The 16,793-nt window shown below is 61.5% G+C and carries 17 protein-coding genes; 8 read left to right on the top strand and 9 right to left on the bottom strand.

The genetic code is table 11. The annotated features are described in order from the left end of the window. Nucleotides 1-9: 9 nt before the first annotated feature. A complete protein-coding gene (locus tag GY725_14560; protein MCP4005411.1) occupies nucleotides 10-855 on the bottom strand; it encodes an SDR family NAD(P)-dependent oxidoreductase in 846 nt (281 codons plus the stop codon). A gap of 11 nt (nucleotides 856-866) precedes the next feature. Next, nucleotides 867-1,709: an SMP-30/gluconolactonase/LRE family protein gene (locus tag GY725_14555; protein MCP4005410.1), complete on the bottom strand. Its 843-nt coding sequence runs from the start codon at nucleotides 1,707-1,709 to the stop codon at nucleotides 867-869. Nucleotides 1,710-1,951: 242 nt separating this feature from the next. Here GY725_14555 and GY725_14550 point away from each other — a divergent pair, with 242 nt between their 5' ends. From GY725_14550 to GY725_14525, 6 genes are all read left to right on the top strand, one after another. Continuing rightward, nucleotides 1,952-2,824 carry a DUF3179 domain-containing protein gene (locus tag GY725_14550; GenBank protein MCP4005409.1) on the top strand — a complete coding sequence of 291 codons (873 nt, stop codon included), beginning with the start codon at nucleotides 1,952-1,954 and terminating at the stop codon, nucleotides 2,822-2,824. Between the two features lie 17 nt (nucleotides 2,825-2,841). Then, a complete protein-coding gene (locus tag GY725_14545; protein MCP4005408.1) occupies nucleotides 2,842-3,477 on the top strand; it encodes a hypothetical protein in 636 nt (211 codons plus the stop codon). A 243-nt stretch (nucleotides 3,478-3,720) separates the two neighbouring features. Further along, a complete protein-coding gene (locus GY725_14540; GenBank protein ID MCP4005407.1) occupies nucleotides 3,721-5,508 on the top strand; it encodes a response regulator in 1,788 nt (595 codons plus the stop codon). A gap of 87 nt (nucleotides 5,509-5,595) precedes the next feature. Then, entirely contained in the window at nucleotides 5,596-6,816 is a 1,221-nt protein-coding gene (locus tag GY725_14535) for a hypothetical protein (protein ID MCP4005406.1), read from the top strand. 8 nt (nucleotides 6,817-6,824) lie between these two features. Then, nucleotides 6,825-7,376: a hypothetical protein gene (locus GY725_14530; protein ID MCP4005405.1), complete on the top strand. Its 552-nt coding sequence runs from the start codon at nucleotides 6,825-6,827 to the stop codon at nucleotides 7,374-7,376. Nucleotides 7,377-7,444: 68 nt separating this feature from the next. Further along, on the top strand, nucleotides 7,445-8,587 hold the full coding sequence (locus tag GY725_14525; protein MCP4005404.1) for a pyridoxal phosphate-dependent aminotransferase: 1,143 nt from the start codon (nucleotides 7,445-7,447) through the stop codon (nucleotides 8,585-8,587). Here GY725_14525 and GY725_14520 read toward each other — a convergent pair. The 4 genes from GY725_14520 to GY725_14505 form a co-directional block, all read right to left on the bottom strand. Further along, a complete protein-coding gene (locus GY725_14520) occupies nucleotides 8,576-9,325 on the bottom strand; it encodes a glycosyltransferase (protein MCP4005403.1) in 750 nt (249 codons plus the stop codon). The genes GY725_14525 and GY725_14520 overlap by 12 nt on opposite strands. 54 nt (nucleotides 9,326-9,379) lie before the next feature. After that, the gene (locus tag GY725_14515; GenBank protein MCP4005402.1) at nucleotides 9,380-10,546 is read right to left on the bottom strand and encodes a serine/threonine protein kinase; all 1,167 of its coding nucleotides are present in this window, start codon (nucleotides 10,544-10,546) and stop codon (nucleotides 9,380-9,382) included. Between the two features lie 26 nt (nucleotides 10,547-10,572). Then, nucleotides 10,573-10,971: an FHA domain-containing protein gene (locus tag GY725_14510; protein MCP4005401.1), complete on the bottom strand. Its 399-nt coding sequence runs from the start codon at nucleotides 10,969-10,971 to the stop codon at nucleotides 10,573-10,575. Between the two features lie 113 nt (nucleotides 10,972-11,084). Further along, nucleotides 11,085-12,359 (bottom strand): threonine ammonia-lyase, encoded by a 1,275-nt coding sequence (locus GY725_14505; protein MCP4005400.1) that lies wholly within the window; start codon nucleotides 12,357-12,359, stop codon nucleotides 11,085-11,087. Here GY725_14505 and GY725_14500 point away from each other — a divergent pair. Next, nucleotides 12,358-13,200 (top strand): LLM class F420-dependent oxidoreductase, encoded by an 843-nt coding sequence (locus GY725_14500; GenBank protein MCP4005399.1) that lies wholly within the window; start codon nucleotides 12,358-12,360, stop codon nucleotides 13,198-13,200. The genes GY725_14505 and GY725_14500 overlap by 2 nt on opposite strands. 143 nt (nucleotides 13,201-13,343) lie before the next feature. Then, nucleotides 13,344-13,559 (top strand): hypothetical protein, encoded by a 216-nt coding sequence (locus GY725_14495; protein ID MCP4005398.1) that lies wholly within the window; start codon nucleotides 13,344-13,346, stop codon nucleotides 13,557-13,559. A 24-nt stretch (nucleotides 13,560-13,583) separates the two neighbouring features. Here the strand turns inward: GY725_14495 and GY725_14490 are convergent, their stop codons facing one another. The 3 genes from GY725_14490 to xylB form a co-directional block, all read right to left on the bottom strand. Beyond that, nucleotides 13,584-14,165: a DUF697 domain-containing protein gene (locus GY725_14490; protein ID MCP4005397.1), complete on the bottom strand. Its 582-nt coding sequence runs from the start codon at nucleotides 14,163-14,165 to the stop codon at nucleotides 13,584-13,586. A 184-nt stretch (nucleotides 14,166-14,349) separates the two neighbouring features. Further along, on the bottom strand, nucleotides 14,350-15,243 hold the full coding sequence (locus GY725_14485; GenBank protein MCP4005396.1) for a hypothetical protein: 894 nt from the start codon (nucleotides 15,241-15,243) through the stop codon (nucleotides 14,350-14,352). Nucleotides 15,244-15,309: 66 nt separating this feature from the next. Continuing rightward, nucleotides 15,310-16,788, bottom strand: a complete 1,479-nt coding sequence (xylB, locus tag GY725_14480) for a xylulokinase (protein ID MCP4005395.1) — start codon at nucleotides 16,786-16,788, stop codon at nucleotides 15,310-15,312. Between the last annotated feature and the right edge of the window lie 5 nt (nucleotides 16,789-16,793).

Here is a 16,793-nt window from a genome sequence, read left to right as displayed (position 1 = left end):
TTTACAGATTCAGCCTTGCTCTAACTCGTGCATGGCGCGTTCATTTCCCTTTTGTCCCATCCATTGAACCAGCCAGGGCGCAGCGCGCTTCACGTAGTACATTACCCAGGACTCCGGGGAGACGGGTGCCACGGTTCGATTGCGCTGAACCGCCTTGAGGATGTTGCGCGCAACGCGCTCCGGGCCGTAACCGCGTTTGCGATAGGTATCGACCATACGCTCGCGCATCTCGGTCGAGTCCACCGCGCCGCGCAACCTCGAACTCCGTGTGATCGGTGTATCGATGATTCCGGGGCAGATCGCGGTCACGCCGATCCCCTCTCTTTTCAACTCCTGCTGAAGCGCTTCGCTCAAACCCAGAACCGCGTACTTCGTCGTCGAATACGCACACAGCATCTCACCCGATACATAACCGGCCATTGAAGAAACGTTGACGACGTGGCCACCCTGGGATCGTTCGATCATCTTCGGCGTGAAGAAGTGACAACCGTGGACCACGCCCATGAGGTTGATACTGACGATCCAGTTCCAGTCTTCGAGACGGGTATCGCGAAAGCTGGCGCCGAGACCCACTCCTGCGTTGTTCACGAGGATGTCGACCGCTTCGACCTGGGCATGCACGCCTTCGGCGAAGGCCCGCATCTCTTCGGATATCGAGACGTCGACCCTCTGCACGAAACAGTCGCGACCGATTGCTGCGATGGTCTCCTGTGTCTCTTTCAGGCCTGATTCGTCGAGATCGCAGATGAACAGATCCGCGCCCCTTCGCGCGAGTGCATAGGCGGTCTCACGGCCGATCCCACTGCCCGCGCCTGTGACCATGGCGGTCTTTCCATGCAGGTTTCTCACGTCCATCCGTTGCTCCTTCAGGGACGGCCGGCGTGGCCAACGGCTACCTGGGCGATCTCGATGCGCGCACTGCGCGCTTCCAGACATTCCTCGCGCTTCGTCGACTCCGAAGTCAGCATGAACAGAGTCCGACCGTCGGGCCCGCCCAGCATACAGGCGATCGCCATCTGCTGAACTTCGATCGAATCCGTGACCTCTCCCCCTTCGAGTACGCGCAGAAAACTCCGGCTCGTTGGAGAGGCGACCCAGATCGCGCCTTCCGCATCCAGGCAGATCCCGTCGGGAACTGCACCCTGTAACTGGGCCCATACGCGCCGATTGCTCAGCGATCCGTCGGATTCAATATCAAATGCACTGAGCCGGGCGGCAAAAGTCTCGGCGACGACCAGCGTGAGGCCGTCAGGTGTGATGACGACACCGTTGGGGAATACGAGATCATCCGCGACGACTCGTGCTCGACCATCGGTCTCCACGAGCACGAGTTCTGCGGGATCGGGCGAGCCGGTCTCGTGATCCGATCCGAAGTTTCCGATGTACGCGCGCCCCTGAGCATCGACTACCATGTCGTTGCAGTGGTAACTCGCGAGAGTGCTGATGTCCGCGACCTCAGAAAGTCCGCCGGAATCCAGTCGCATCAGGCGCCGATCCGTCATCGATACGACCAACAACCGACCATCGGGCAGCCAGCCGAGACCGGAAGGTTGCGCTGGAACCTCGACGATCGTTTCGGTGTTGCCATCGAGGTCGACAGATATCACCGCATCGGCGTGCATATCCGAGAAGAAAAGCTTCCCTTCGTGCCAGCGCGGACCTTCGGGAAAACACAGACCATCCAACAAGACTGACGTGATCATCCCCATATCCACCATGCTGAACAAGCACGCGGAACTCTGTCAAGCGAGGAGAGTGGCCACCAGCCGACCAACCGGTCCGTATCAGAGACAACTCTCTGAGCACACCTCATCTGTAACTGGGGGCGAACGGGCTTCGTATTGCCGATATGCCTGGTAGAGCAATACTACGGCCCTTCGTAATCGCTTCGTTCGCGTTCCTCTGGGCGGCAGGCGCCTGCTCGACCGTTTCGGGCGGCGAAAGCCCCAGCCTGAACGGCTTCACGCTGAAAAACTCATCCGTGCCTGTAGAACAGATCTTGAGCGGCGGGCCACCGCGCGATGGCATCCCTGCACTGAGCAATCCCCAGGTCCTGAGCGCTGCGACCGCACCCTGGAACGACGAAGAGATCGTGATCGGCGTGCTCCGAGGCAGCCAGGCCCGCGCGTATCCGCTCGCGATCCTGAACTGGCATGAACTCGTCAACGATACGTTGGGCGGAGAACCGATTCTGGTGAGCTATTGCCCGCTCTGTGGCACCGGAATGGTCTTCGATAGGCGCGTCCAGAAGCAGGTACGAACGTTCGGTGTATCGGGATTGCTCTACCAGTCGGATATGCTCCTCTACGACCGCGAGACGGAAAGCCTCTGGTCGCAGATCGAATCTCGCGCACTCACAGGACCCGCCCTCGGTCGACGCCTGAAACTTCTGCGCTCAGTACAGACATCCTGGGGAGCCTGGAAGAAGAGATATCCGAAGACGAGCGTTCTTTCGCTTCAGACAGGGCATGCGCGCGACTACGATCGTTCCCCCTACGGAAGCTACGCCACTTCGACGTCGCTCATCTTCCCGGCACCACTGGACCCACGCTACCACCCGAAGATGCCCACGCTGGGTGTCCGGCTGGTCGATGGTCTCGCACGAGCTTATCCAGCGAGCGAAGTTTCAAAAGGCGGGGGTGAGATCTCGGGGAATCTGAGCGGTCGCGAAATCGTGATCCGCTACGACCCCGATACTCAGACTTTCGACGTCGAAGCTCCGGACGATGTCGAGGTCATCGAAGCTTATTGGTTCGCGTGGAGCGCATTCCACCCGAACACATCCGTATTCACGGCCACCGAAGCAACGAACTCCAAACCGTGACTCCTTGGAATCACGGTTTGGCCGTTTCGTTTGCTGCGCGACAGACTCCAGCGAACCGCCTGGCTCTGGAGTTGGCCGTGCTCCTGGCCATCATGGCACTGGCGTGCTCGGCGGCTTCTCCGCCGTCTCCCGAATGCTATCGGCTGCGTGAATCGACAGTCGCGGTGACAATCGAGGAAATTCCGGCCGACCTGCGAGAGCGCTATCCGGAGTTTTTCGCCGTCGTTATGGACCCTTCGAATTTCAGCGATCCGGACCTCCTCACGCTGCGTGACGACCTGGAGCGGGAACCGATTTCCCGGACAAACTACGACTCCCTCAATTCGATAGCTCTGGCCTATTTCGCCGTGAATCTACGCGCCGAGACAGAGCGAGGCGGAGAGAACTACCTGAGGAATTCTTTCCGGGCCGCCAAGCTGATCGCCGTCCCCTGGCGAGCCTACGGAACGACACCGAATCCATCCCTGCGCAGTGCCATCCTGGACTTTTTCGAGGACATTGCCTCCGGCGCCAAGAGGCAGAGCAGGCGCACTGCGGCGCGCGTGGGACGTATCGTCTCCTCTCTCGAAAAAGAGGAAGAGGATCCGGAGCGGCGCGCGCGTATCGCGGACCTGGCCCGGCGGCTTTCCGCGCAACGACCCGGAACTCCCTGACTCCCGCCTCTAGATTGCGCGGCAGGCGGTAGTGGCTCTCGAACACGCAACTCGGTGCGTTTGAAATCACAGAACCCCCCTCTTTGGGCCGATAGATGAGATCAAGGGAGGATCTTCGCCATCGAAGAGCCGTTTGAAGAAATTGAGGACCCGCCCGAGCGGCGCTCGATCCTCAGTATCCTGAAGCCGGTCGCGGATCAGGATCTGGCCACTCTTCCCGAGGTCGTCCTCCGGGGAGCGCGGATGGCGTGCGCGTGGGCGCTGGTCCTGCTTCCCCTGGTTGCCGTTCTCCGCGTGTTGCAAGGTGGAGACGACCTGCTTCACACGACGATCTACAGCAGCATCACGATCGCATCCATCGGAGCGCTGTTCGCGTTCTCACATCTTCGGATCATCGGTCAAAATCCCCAGGGATTGCTCTGGGCTATCTCGACCATCATCTCTTTGTACCTGTTCATGGCCGGCTGGCAGTCCTATTCGGGCCGCAGCCCGCTACCGACCTTCGGGCTGGCGGTTCCGCTGATCGTCGCCGCACTCGCACCGTGGCGTCCGCAGATGTCGGTGCTTCTGGGAATCTGGGTCGGGGCGCTGTACGCCTATTCGGTGCAATTCACGACCGGCATCGAAGAGATCGGCGCGGCGGGCGGGATGGGCATCTGCATGGTCTTTGGGGGCATCGGCGCGCTGGCCTGCCAGTCACAACGCCACGCCTGGGCGGAGTTGTACAACGCGCAGTTCGCTGCGGAATCAGCGCGCAGCAGAGCCGAAGATGCGCGAGACGCGACCGAATACGCCCTTACCGCATCGGAGGCCGCGCGCCGCAGTGCCGAGGACGCGGCAGTCTCGAAATCCGAGTTCCTCGCGATCATGAGTCACGAGATTCGCACACCCCTGACCGCCATTTTGGGATTCACCGACGAGCTCCTGGAGGAACAGGCCGCCGCCGGTGCAGAATATCCGGATCCGGCGCTGGTCACGATCAAGCGCAATGGCGAGCACCTTCTGACGATCATCAACGACATTCTGGATCTGTCGAAGATCGAAGCTGGGAAGCTTCCGCTCGAACGCATCCCCTGCTCACCGGCTGCTCTCGTGCAGGACGTGATTCAGTTGCTGCGCCCGCGCGCCATCGAGAAACAGCTTCGCCTGGAAGGCAAATTCCGCGGAGCCGTTCCGGTGACGATTCACACCGATCCAACACGGCTTAGGCAGGTACTGCTCAATCTTGCCGGTAACGCGATCAAGTTCACGGAATTCGGCTGGGTCACCATCCGGGTCGGACTGGTCGACCCAGCGGGCTTTCGCAACCCGGTGATCGCTTTCGAGGTGCTGGACACGGGCATCGGCCTCAACGATGAACAGCAGGACAAGATCTTCGACGCGTTCACGCAGGCCGACAACTCCATGACACGCCGGTTCGGCGGCACGGGACTGGGCCTGGCGATTTCGAAGAAGCTCGCGCAGATGCTTGGCGGCGACATCACCGTGGAAAGTGCACCCAAAAGCGGAAGCGTGTTTCGCGTGACGGTCTCGACCGGTTCGCTCGAAGGGATCGAGATCATCGAGGCCGACGACGAGACGGAGATCATCGCAGCCCCCAAGGAAGAGCTGAAGGTCCAGGTCCCCGTGCAGAACATCGAAGGCAGAGTTCTGCTTGCTGAAGACGGACCGGACAATCAGAAACTCATCTCACTGGTCCTGAAGAAGGCCGGACTCTCTGTGACCGTAGCCGAGAACGGCCTGGTCGCCTACGAGAAAGCGGCGGCAGCTCTGGATGCGGGAGATCCCTTCGACGTGATCCTGATGGACATGCAGATGCCCGAGATGGACGGCTATGACGCCACGAGAGCCCTGCGACGCGACGGCTACCAGGGACCGATCATTGCCCTGACCGCGCAGACCATGACCGGCGATCGCGAGAAGTGCCTCGGAATCGGTTGCGACGAGTACACGACGAAGCCGATCATCAGGGATGAACTACTGCGACTGGTTGCGGAATTCATCGCGAAGGGCCAGTCGGAAGGTTCCTAGCCGGCCTGCAGTCGCCACTGGATTTCCGGTCTGCATCCAGAAGTGTTCCGCTTGTGCGCGGACCCGTTCTCCGTCTACTCTTTGGGAATGAAGCTTCAAATCACCCATCCGGAGCTTTTCGGCGTCACGGCCGATAGCATCACCCTGTATTTCGACGTGGAAGACGAATCGGGTCTCGTGGACGCAACGGCCCGGATTCTACTCAACGGCGAAACCCGCGCGACCTGCGAGGGCCACGCAGGTACGCGTCACGTTCGCATCGAAGGACTTACCCCTGACACCGAGTACAGTATCGGTATCGAAGTTCAGGGTGCCGAGATGCCGGAGCCGGACAACTACTTCTCGCCGCTGGCTCGCACCCTGCCCGGCACCAGTGCAAAGCGCGTCGCCACTTTTGCAACGATCAACGACCTGCACTTCGGCGAGCCGAAATTTGGTGGCACCCTGCTGGATGACGGAAACTACGGTGATGATGCACCGGGTTTCCCCTCAGTTCAGGCGGATGGTGCGGCAATTCCCTACTGGCAGCTGATGAATGAAGACGTCGTATCCGAAATCAATCGCGCGGATGTCGACATGATCTTCATCAAGGGCGATATCGCCGATCGCGGACGGACGGAGCAGTTCGAGAACGCCGCGAGGACCTTCGCGGGCTTCGAAAAGCCGCATCACGCCTTCCTGGGAAACCACGACCATTACGCGCTAGAAGTCGACCAGGAGGTCGACGGCTACGCACTCCTGAATCAACCGCGCGCGCCGAGAGCCGTCGACCTCGCGGGCTGGCGCATGATCTTGCTCGATACGGTCGAACCGGGGGAACACCACGGAGTTTTTCCGGAGGAACGGATCAAGTGGCTGGAGCGACAGCTCGAGGAATCCCGAGATCTCCACACCCCGACGCTATTGCTCATGCACCATCAGCCGGTCCCACCGGAGCACGTCGATAGTTATCCCAATTCGATCGGAATCACTCCCGAACACTCTCTGCGCTTTTTCGATCTGCTCTCGCGCAACCCACAGGTACATGGTGTGCTGATCGGGCATACCCATCGAAATCGCGTTCGTGTGGATTCCCGTTCGGGACCCGTACCCCTCATCGAAGTGCATTGCGTCAAGGACTACCCGGGCGGCTTCGCTCACTACTCCCTGTACGACGACGGGCATTTCCGGCAGGAAGCCCGCAGAACATCCACCCGGCGTGCGCTCGCACACTCGCGTCACTGTAGGGGATTCTTCAACGGTGGATATCGGATGTTTTCGCTGGGTTCGCTGAGAGACCGCAGCTTTGCCGTCTACCCGAGTGCCTGAGGCTCCGGATGGAAGAGCCACCGGAGGGCGCCTCTCGTAGCGGTTTTCACAAGCGGATGCTGCGCGCCGCCATGCTCGAGGTCGAAGTCTACGAAGAGGTCGAAGCCGATTCGAGCGCGACGCTGCAAGCGACTGGCGCGGTCGTGCTCTCATCGACGGCCGCAGGAATCGGAGCCCTTCCCAGCGGTGGAACGGAGGCCCTGATCGGAATGACGGTCGTATCGCTGATTGGCTGGTACTTCTGGGTGCTGCTGACGTATCTGATAGGTACGAAACTACTGCCCGAGCCTCAAACCCGGAGCAGCGTCGGTGAAGTCCTGCGCACGATCGGTTTTTCGAGCGCTCCCGGAATCATCCGCGCTGGAGCCATCCTGCCGATCCCGGGTTTGCAGACAGCGTTACTCGCTGTGGCTCACATCTGGATGCTGGCTGCAATGGTGGTCGCCGTGCGCCAGGCACTCGACTACACGGGCCGGTTTCGGGCGATCGGAGTATGCCTGATCGGCGGCGTACTCAGCCTGGCTCTGGCCGCACTGGCAATGACGCTAGTTTTCACGTAGACCTGAACAGACAACACGACGAGTTGACACTCGCCCGACCGGAGCCCGAACCTGTAGCCATGTCTCTGATGTTTTCAAGTCGTGCCCGCCAGGTCGAACCCTTCCTCGCAATGGAAGTGATGGAACGCGCCCTGGTGCTCGAACGCAGCGGTGTGAACATCATCCATCTGGAGGTAGGCGAGCCCGAGTTTCCACCACCGCAGGCGGCAGTCGACGCGTGTCGGGCGGACATGAACGAGAACCAACCCCGCTACACAGATAGTCGCGGCCTGCTCGAGTTGAGAGAGGCGATTGCCGCGGATCAGGAACGCCGCCACGGTAGCGTCGTCGACCCCGATTGCGTGATCGTCACCAACGGAACCTCGCCCGCCATGGTACTGGTCTTCTCGCTGTTGGTAGAACACGGCGATGAGGTCGTCCTGGGAACTCCGCATTACGCTTGCTACCCGGATTTGATCCGACTCGCTGGTGGCAAGCCGATTCTGGTCCGGACCTCTCCGGGTGACGGATATCGCCTGGATCCAGACGCCGTTCGACAGGCCATCACGCCCCGCACACGCGCGATCCTGATCAACTCACCTGCAAACCCGACAGGTGCCGTACAGGATCGCGAAACACTCGAGGCGATTGCCGCGCTGGGTGTCCCGATCGTCAGCGACGAGATCTATGACGGACTGGTGTACGACGGAACCGAGGTCTGTTCGGGGCTTTCACTCGACGCGGATGTATTCGTGCTCGACGGCTTCTCCAAACGCTACGCGATGACCGGTTTTCGGCTCGGCTACTTGATCGCTCCGATCGAAGCCATGCGACCCCTCCAGAGCCTGGCGCAGAACCTGTTCATCTCCGCAACGAGCTTCGTCCAGAGGGCTGGAATCGCCGCCCTGAAACACGGCGCCGCCACGACACGAGATATCCGTACGGCCTACGAGACCCGACGCAGACTCCTGCTCGACGGTGTGCGCGCGCTGGGCTTTGAAGTTTCCTGCGCTCCGCGGGGCGCGTTCTACGTGTTCGCGAATGCAACGCGCTTCGATGCGGATTCCCGCCACTTTGCCTTCGAGATCCTCGAGAAAGCCCATGTCGCCTTGACGCCCGGGATCGACTTCGGGAAGGCCGGAGAGGGGTATATCCGGTTCTCCGTCACGCGCAGCGAAGAGGAGATCAGGGAAGCGCTCCGACGCCTCGGGAAAATGCTCTCAGGTCGCTAGGTAGCGGCGATAGATGAGTGCGATTTCGGCAAGTGCGCGAAAAAAGTCGACGCTTCTCACCTTCGAACCGGCGACATCCCGCCAGCATTTCAACGGGTGCTCGCAGATTATCTGGGCTGGTTGCGGCTTATCCGTATTGCGTCGACTACGAATGAGCCGCGCGAGAATCTCCACGTCGAAGACCCAGTTCGTGGAGAAGGGCTCTTCAAAGAGTGCCTTCATATCATCGGAGGCTCTGAACAACTTGGCTCCGCATTGCGTATCGTAGATGCGGAGGTCCAGCACATTGGAAACCACGGTCGCAAAAACTCGCCCCAGGTAGTGACGAATGGCGCGGCGGTGAATCTGACGTCCGAGCAGAGCCACGCGTGCACCGAAGATGACTTCACGCCCAGCCTCCTCGTCCAGCAGGTGCACGAAGTCCGGAAACTCCTCGAGTGGCGTTGCGAGATCCGCATCCCAGTAACCCACGTACTGAGGAGAGTCCGCAAACGCGGCGAGCATGCCCCGACGCACGGCTTCGGCTTTTCCGCGGTTGGGTTGCAGATCCAAGACGCCCAGGTGCGCCGGATCGGAAGCTTCGAGCTTGTGCAGGACCTCCAGCGTGGTGTCCGTGCTTCCGTCGTTGACGAACAGGATGCGGGTCGCCGGGTCTTCGACGACATAGCGCTGAAACGCCTCGGGTTGGAGGCGGCTCGCTTCGTTGTAGCACGGAACGACGAGAATCGACTTGGGCATCTCGGATCTCGATTCTAGGAGAGAAAGCAGAGCCAATCCAGCAGAACGAGGGACTCAGAACGATTTGCGAGAAGCCTCGGAGACCTCCTGGGTCTCCAATTTCGGGGCCAGGTCGACGGGAACTTCAGGCTCCAGCGAGGACAGCGAGTTGTTGGACATTTCATCTATCGCGGGCTCGGCGGGTTCGATGCTGGCTCCTGTGTGCTGCTCCCCTATCCAGAGCACGGATCCGAGAACGAACGCAACCGCTCCCAGCGCAGCCGCGCGCGAGAGCACTCCGGGCGGCCGCTGTTGGTACGGCCGGATCTCGGTTTGATCTGGAGACCTCTCGATCAGTCCCGCTTCGGATAACCACTCCGCGATCTCCGACGCAACGTCGGCGGGTGAACGACAGCCGAGATTCCGTTCGAGCAGACGACGCAAGACTCTGGCCGTCTCGAAGCGCTGGCAGGCGCGTGCGTGCAGACAGGTACCCACTATGCGAGACAAGTAGCGCGGAGTGCGGCGGGCGATTTTTCGCAGGGGTTCGTAGTGCTCGCGTTCGACTCGGCTCAGCAAGGCTTCGGTATCGGCGTCACTCGACCCGGCATACGGAAGGTTGCCGGACAACATCTCGTAGAGAACCACAGCCAGCGAGAACAGATCTCCCCGCTCGTCCACACGCTCACCGCGCATCTGCTCTGGGGACATATAGGCAGGTGTGCCGATTGCGATACCGGGTTTCGTGAGCGCCGACCCGGATCGCTCCAGCGCGATTCCGAAGTCTGCGATCTTCACTTCACCGTTACGGCCAAGGAGGATGTTCGCAGGCTTTAGATCCCGGTGCACCGTACCGTGAAAGTGAATTGCTTCGAGGCCTCGAGCGACCTCGAGTGTGATCAGCGCGGCGATGCGGGCGGGGATGTGAGGCACCCGTTCCAGCGCAGTCCGCAGATCGAGCCCTTCCACGTATTCCTGGGCGATATAGGTGTGACCGCGCCAGGAAAAGCGGTCGTAGACGGCCACTACGTTGGGATGGTGCAGAGCCGCTGCCGTTCGAGCCTCGCGTTCGAAACGCTCGTTGATCTCAGCGGAGTCCGCGAGATCCCGATGCAGCTTCTTCAACACCGCCGGCCGACCGAGACTCACCTGTCGGCCGAGCAAGACAATCCCCATTCCGCCCTGCCCCAGCTCCGACTCGACCTCGAAGCCACCTATCTTTTTTGGACCGCTTTCTTTCATGAGATCACCCGCTAAGGAGCGGCAACCTACTCTTCGAAGTAGCGGATGGTGCGCGTCTGTGGCTCTCGTTCGTCGATCAGAATCAGGAATGTGTAGCCACCGGCCTCGATCCGATCGCCGTGCTTCAGATCGGCCAGCTTTACCTCGGCTCCGTTGACGTGCACGCCGTTGGTGCTGTCGAGGTCGCGAACCCGTACGAGGTCGGCAGCAACTTCCAGAGCCATATGGATCTGCGAAAGCGTATCGTCTTCGAATCTCAGATCAGCATCGATCCCGCGACCCAGCGTTACGCGCTCGTTCTCGATCTCGAACTCCGATCCTTCCGCTCCGCCCTGCACGACCACTAGAGTGACGCGATACAGCGAAAGGAAACCATCGGTTCCCCGTTGCGAACTGAGTATCTCTCGGGTCTTTCCGTCTTTCATATTCCCATCCGTCATTGAAGAGCCATCAGCTGACAGATGGGTCATCGGCGACCGATGGGACACACTTGAGTCAGTTGCGACACTCGGGAATGCGCAACCGAGATGCTCAACCCTCAGACGTGCGTCGGGAAACCGGCTTCTTGCAGGGTTTCGATGATCTTGGCCAGATGGTCGTCTCCGCGCGTCTCCAGCACGAACAACACCTCTGCACGACTCAGCGGCGCTGTAGTAAATGCGCGCTGGTGATGCACCTCGACCACATTGCCGTCGGCCTCTCCGATGATACGCGAGATCTCGGCCAACACTCCGGGAACGTCGCGTAACTCGACCTTGATGCGCGCCAGGCGCGAGGAACGCACCAGACCGCGCTGAATGATCGAAGAGAGAACGAGCGGATCGATGTTGCCACCGGAGAGAATCAAGCCGACCCGTCTTCCGGCAAACTGGTCTGGATGCCTCAACAGCGCCGCAAGCCCGGCCGCTCCGGCACCTTCGACCACGGTCTTCTCGATCTCGAGCAACAGGCGGACGGATTCTTCGATCTGTTCGTCGTTTACCAGGAGTATGTCGCGAACGTGCTCGCGCACGATCGGTACGGTCAACTTCCCCGGCTGCGCCACAGCGATGCCCTCGGCGATCGTCGCACCGCCGCAATCGACCGGCTCGTTTCGCATCACTTGCCGCATCGAGGCATAGGAGTCGACCTGCGCCCCGACCACGTCGATATCGCTGCGAATTCCGTGTGCGGCTATCGCGTTGCCCGAAATCAGCCCACCGCCCCCGATCGGAATCAGCAGTGTGTCGATCTCGGGTTGATCTTCGAGCATCTCGAGTGCGATCGTTCCCTGGCCGGCGATCACCCGTTCATCGTCGTAGGGATGGATCAGCACCAATCCACGAGTCCGCGCGAGTTCGTGCGCGTGAGCGCGCGCTTGCTCCAGATCATCCCCGACCAGCAGCACTTCGGCGCCGAGCACGCGAGTGTGCTCCACCTTCACGTTGGGAGTGAATCTCGGCATGACGATCGTCGCGTGAATTCCGAGCCGCTTCGCGTGATAGGCCACACCCTGTGCGTGATTGCCTGCGGACAGCGCAATCACACCTGATTCGCGCTCCGATGGGAGCAATGAATCCAGCTTGACCAGCGCGCCACGCTCCTTGAATGCGCCGGTGAACTGCAGGTTCTCGAATTTGAGAAACACCTGGGCACCGGAAATCCGAGACAGAGTGCGCGAGAGCTTGGTCGGCGTGCGCTCGACGTGATCGCGAACCACGTCGGCGGCGTTGCTCACGTCTTTGAAGGTCACCGCCACACTCGAGCCCCCGCTTGAATCTCTGCTGAAGCGTAATCCATAATCTCCGCAATCGCTGATCGAAGGAGCCCCCATGAAATACGGTGTCACGATATTTCCGACCGACTACTCGATCTCCCCCGCCGATCTGGCGGTTTCCGCCGAGGAACGAGGCTTTGAATCCCTCTGGTTCGCCGAGCACTCCCATATCCCGGCGTCTCGCAAGTCTCCCTGGCCCGGAGGCAGCGAACTACCCAAGATGTACTACGACACCCTCGATCCGTTCGTTGCACTGGCATCTGCGGCCTCAGTGACCAGCCGGATCAAACTGGCGACCGGCATCTGCCTGGTGGTCCAGCGGGACCCGATCCACACCGCAAAGGAAGTCGCTTCGCTGGATCACGTGTCGAAGGGGCGGGTGCTATTTGGCGTGGGCGCCGGCTGGAATGCCGAAGAAATGGAAGACCACGGCACGGATTTCAAACGCCGCTTCAAGCTGATTCGCGAACGTATCGAAGCCATGCAGGCCATCTGGTCACAAGACCAGGCCGAGTACCACGGTGAGTTCGTGAATTTCGACGCCATGTTCGCCTGGCCCAAGCCGGTTCAACAACCCCATCCACCGATCCACGTCGGCGGAGGCTTTCCGGGCGCCGCCAAACGAGCGATCCGCTTCGGCAACGGCTGGATGCCGATCTACGGGCGCGACGACATTAAGGAATACCTGCCGGAGTTCCGCAAGATGGCCGAAGAAGCCGGACGAGATCCCGAGAAACTCGAGGTCTCGGTATTCGCCTGTCCGGCCACACCCGAGGTGCTGGAGAAATTCCGCGATGCGGGCATCACGCGCTGCGTATTTGGACTGCCACCGGTGGATCGAGAAAAGGTCGTGGCAATCCTCGATCAGTACGCGGAGGTCAAGAACCGGATCGGTTGAGCCTGCGCGGATCTGACCTTCCGTTTGGAAAGTGAATCTTCGAACGGGCTAGTCTTTCGCGAGCTGGTCGAGCATCCAGTTGTGGAGCTGCCAGAGCTGGGCTTCCGAGTGTGACCTACGTCCGGCCGGGGCCGAGCGCGCCTGTGCACCGGCCAGATCGCGAAGCTCTCGAGAGGGTCGTCGTATCGCGTCCGATGGACTCGGCTCGTACGATCCTGGCAATCAGCCGCGCATTCGGTCTCGAACGACTTACCCACCCGAGAACCAAGCCCGAGGATCTACGGCGCAGGCTGGCTCCGTTGTTCAGTGGTCTGTTCGGAGGCGAGGACAATCGCATGGCAGAGGGAGAAGATCGCTAATCCCTGTGGTATCGCACTTCCCTGCTAGACGTGAGACAGCGCGACAGCCTTGAGGCGTTCGAACTCCAGATCCGTGATCGAACCGCTGTCGCGCATACGCTCGAGTCGAGCCAGGGCACGGGCAATCCCGCGCAGACGAGGACGGCGTTCGGTGTCTTCGCGCTCGCGCTCGCGGACCTGTTCCGTCACGCGACTCCCTTCGGCGACGAATTCGTCGTACATGCCGCGCACCTCCTCGACGCGAACACTCGAGATCTCGCGACCGGACTCGAAGATCGTGCGAAATGAGTGGCCCACGGCGTAGGTGGTCGCGCCGGAGAGCGCCACCTGGGTGAGCGTACCCGCCAGCCAGCCCGCACCGGGCAGGAGCTTGACCAGACTAGCCCCCAGCCGTGGCAGCGAGGCGCCCACCAGGGAAGTGATCAAGGTCCGACCGGCGGTGATGTCGTGCTCGACATCGTAGATCTGAGACAGGTCCCGCACGAGATTGAGTTGAATGGCGCTGACCGCTGCGATATCGAGCAATGGCAATGGGATCGCCGCTCCGCCAATCGCGTACAGGACGTGATCGCTGATGGTGGCTTCGGCTTGCAGAGTTCGATCCATGGCTACCTCCTGGAGATCCGCTTCATGGAGCAACTCCCATGCCAGCGATTCGGGGGCGCGGGGGAGGTTTTGAGACCCGGGTGCAGGACTCAGGCGACAGCCTGTGTCGTCCGGTTGCTGCGCTCGGGGGAACTGGCCGTGGGACTGGAGCCCGGAGCGAGCCATGGCTGGAAGCCGAGTTCGTTCAGCGCAGCTCGGGAGCGACGGCGACCTCGGCATCTGTCCGGAGTTCGTCGAGGTACTCCCGGAGAGCTCGGTCTCCTGTGCGACGCCGCCACTCCGACTGAACCGGGACTTCGATTTCGCTCAGCTCGGGCGTGTAATCGGGCTCCGACGCCAGGCGCCAGAGAACGTGATACCCCATCCCCGAGCGCACGGGATCGCTGAACTCACCATCGGCCAGCGCGAGAGCCGTGCGCAACGCGGTCGGGCCGACGTACTCGCGCAACTTGGTCGCCGGCAGGAGCGCATCCGGCAGAATCGAGACCTCTGCACTGCCCAGCTCCGTGCGCACGCTCGAGAAATCATCGCCAGCTCGCAATCGTTTCGCGGCTTGACTTGCGCGCGCCGCCACTTCGTCTTGCGCTGCGGGATCCGGGACGCGGAAGAACACCTGGCGAACGCGAATGCGTCCGGGTTGGGTGAAGAAATCCATATTTTCCCGGTAGAACTCCGTCAGTTCGCGTTTGCTGGGTTCGCGATCTTCGGCGTCGCCGGTAACGGCCGCGATCACCGCGGAGACGAGATTGGCGCGCACTTTCCGATCGGCCTGGAGAAAGCCCAGTCCCACGCCGCGTTGGACCAGCAGTTCTTCTTCGATCATGCGATCCAGTACGCGTCGACGGGTCTGCTCGTCCGCCCGGCGTCGGGTGTCGCTTTCGAGTCCCGCGACCAGACGCTCGAAATCCGCGCGACGGATGGGTACGGAATTCACGTGGGCCACGTCCTGTTCTGGCAGGACGATCGCATCGCCCCGGTTTTCAATCAGACTGGCCGAAGCGACCACCAGACCGAGCACCGCGCCCAGGCCCAGGAGCCAGATGGAAACTCGATCTCCGCTCGGTGGATTGTCACTCATATGAGGTCGGGAACTCCGTGCGCATTCGCGAAGGGCGAATGATCTTGCCGGGCTTCGGTCTCGAGATCAAATGCGCGAACCGCTTCGCACAAACGCCTGGCGTAGATCGGAGTAGAGTTCCCGATAACGCAGGTAGCCTTCGGCGTAGAGCGCCTGTTGTCCGGGTTCGGGATCCACGCTGCGTTCGAGCGGCGGCGAGCCGCAGACCTGCAGCGGATCCTCTCTCGTGACGGCGAGCCGGGCCAGGCGCGCGGCTCCAAACGCAGGGCCTACCTCGGCATCGCGCGGGTAATCGAGTGTGCGCCCCAAAACGCTGGCCAACATCTGGCCCCAGTAGGCACTACGCGCCCCGCCCCCGATCACGGCCACGGAGTCGATTCTGGCCCCCGCCTCCAGTAGAACGCGTTGGCCGTCTGCAAGCGCAAAGGCCACGCCCTCGAGCACGGCCCGCCCGAGCCTTGCACGCGTGGTCGACGCATCCAGGCCGAAAAACACGCCGCGGGCGTGCGGATCATTATGCGGGGTGCGTTCACCGGTCAGATAGGGCAGAAAGATCTCCGTTCCCGCTCCGCCGGGTTCGGCTTCGATCTCGGCCAGCATGGCCGCTTCGTCGGCGGCGCCGGTGAGTTCGCACACCCAGCTCAGACAACTCGCGGCGCTGAGAATCACCGACATCTGATGCCAGGTCTGCGGAACGCAGTGGCAGAATGTGTGCACTGCGCCATCGGGATTCGGAGCGTAGCGTTCGTTCGAAACGAAGTACACGCCCGAGGTTCCCAGGGAGAGCAGAGCAGATCCGGGGCGCACGACACCGACCCCGGCCGCACCACCGGCCTGGTCTCCGGCACCGGCTGCGATCGGCACGTCGTGCGGGATGCCCCATTCATCCGCCAGGCCGTCGGACAGCACGCCGGTTGGCTGGCTGCCTTCGAAGAGTTCGGGCATCGCCGTGCAAGAAAGCCCGGTCGCGCTGATCATCTCGTCTGACCAGGAACGACGGCCGACGTCGAGCCAGAGCGTACCCGCAGCGTCGGATAAGTCGGTCGCGCGATCACCGGACAAGCGAAGGCGCAGATAGTCCTTCGGCAGTAGCACGCACGCGACGCTCGCGAACACCTCCGGTTCGTGACGTGCAAGCCACAGGAGTTTCGGTGCCGTAAATCCCGGCATCGCCAGATTTCCGGTGAGCTTGCGGCTATCGGGCACGCGGCGTTCGAGTTCCACGCATTGCTCGGCCGAGCGTCCGTCGTTCCAGAGGATTGCAGGTCGCAGCACACGATCGGCCGCATCCAGTAGAGTCGCGCCGTGCATCTGTCCCGCCAGACCGATGCCCCGCAGTCCCGTCAGTTCGGTGCTCCGCGTCTGCGCGATTCGTCCGATCGCGGTCGCTGTTGCCTCCCACCAGGAATCGGGATCCTGTTCCGACCAAAGAGGGTGCGGGCGTTGCACTTCGAGCGAAGCGCTCTCCTGCGCCAGGATGCTCTGCCGCTCGTCGACGAGTACGACCTTGACCGCAGAAGTTCCGAGATCGATGCCCAGGTACATAAACT

It is taken from the genome of bacterium (genome assembly GCA_024226335.1).
In the GTDB taxonomy this organism is placed as follows: Bacteria; Myxococcota_A; UBA9160; order SZUA-336; family SZUA-336; genus JAAELY01.
The sequence above is the reverse complement of the archived record's forward strand: the minus strand, read 5'-3'. Positions and strand labels throughout refer to the sequence as shown.

Excerpts from the sequence above, each read along its gene's own strand:
- GY725_14560 (MCP4005411.1), bottom strand. The coding sequence starts at position 855 with ATGGACGTGAGAAACCTGCATGGAAAGACCGCCATGGTCACAGGCGCG.
- GY725_14555 (MCP4005410.1), bottom strand. The coding sequence starts at position 1,709 with ATGGGGATGATCACGTCAGTCTTGTTGGATGGTCTGTGTTTTCCCGAA.
- GY725_14540 (MCP4005407.1), top strand. The coding sequence starts at position 3,721 with ATGGCGTGCGCGTGGGCGCTGGTCCTGCTTCCCCTGGTTGCCGTTCTC.
- GY725_14535 (MCP4005406.1), top strand. The coding sequence starts at position 5,596 with ATGAAGCTTCAAATCACCCATCCGGAGCTTTTCGGCGTCACGGCCGAT.
- GY725_14530 (MCP4005405.1), top strand. The coding sequence starts at position 6,825 with ATGGAAGAGCCACCGGAGGGCGCCTCTCGTAGCGGTTTTCACAAGCGG.
- GY725_14525 (MCP4005404.1), top strand. The coding sequence starts at position 7,445 with ATGTTTTCAAGTCGTGCCCGCCAGGTCGAACCCTTCCTCGCAATGGAA.
- GY725_14520 (MCP4005403.1), bottom strand. The coding sequence starts at position 9,325 with ATGCCCAAGTCGATTCTCGTCGTTCCGTGCTACAACGAAGCGAGCCGC.
- GY725_14515 (MCP4005402.1), bottom strand. The coding sequence starts at position 10,546 with ATGAAAGAAAGCGGTCCAAAAAAGATAGGTGGCTTCGAGGTCGAGTCG.
- GY725_14510 (MCP4005401.1), bottom strand. The coding sequence starts at position 10,971 with ATGAAAGACGGAAAGACCCGAGAGATACTCAGTTCGCAACGGGGAACC.
- GY725_14500 (MCP4005399.1), top strand. The coding sequence starts at position 12,358 with ATGAAATACGGTGTCACGATATTTCCGACCGACTACTCGATCTCCCCC.
- GY725_14505 (MCP4005400.1), bottom strand. The coding sequence starts at position 12,359 with ATGGGGGCTCCTTCGATCAGCGATTGCGGAGATTATGGATTACGCTTC.
- GY725_14490 (MCP4005397.1), bottom strand. The coding sequence starts at position 14,165 with ATGGATCGAACTCTGCAAGCCGAAGCCACCATCAGCGATCACGTCCTG.
- GY725_14485 (MCP4005396.1), bottom strand. The coding sequence starts at position 15,243 with ATGAGTGACAATCCACCGAGCGGAGATCGAGTTTCCATCTGGCTCCTG.
- xylB (MCP4005395.1), bottom strand. The coding sequence starts at position 16,788 with ATGTACCTGGGCATCGATCTCGGAACTTCTGCGGTCAAGGTCGTACTC.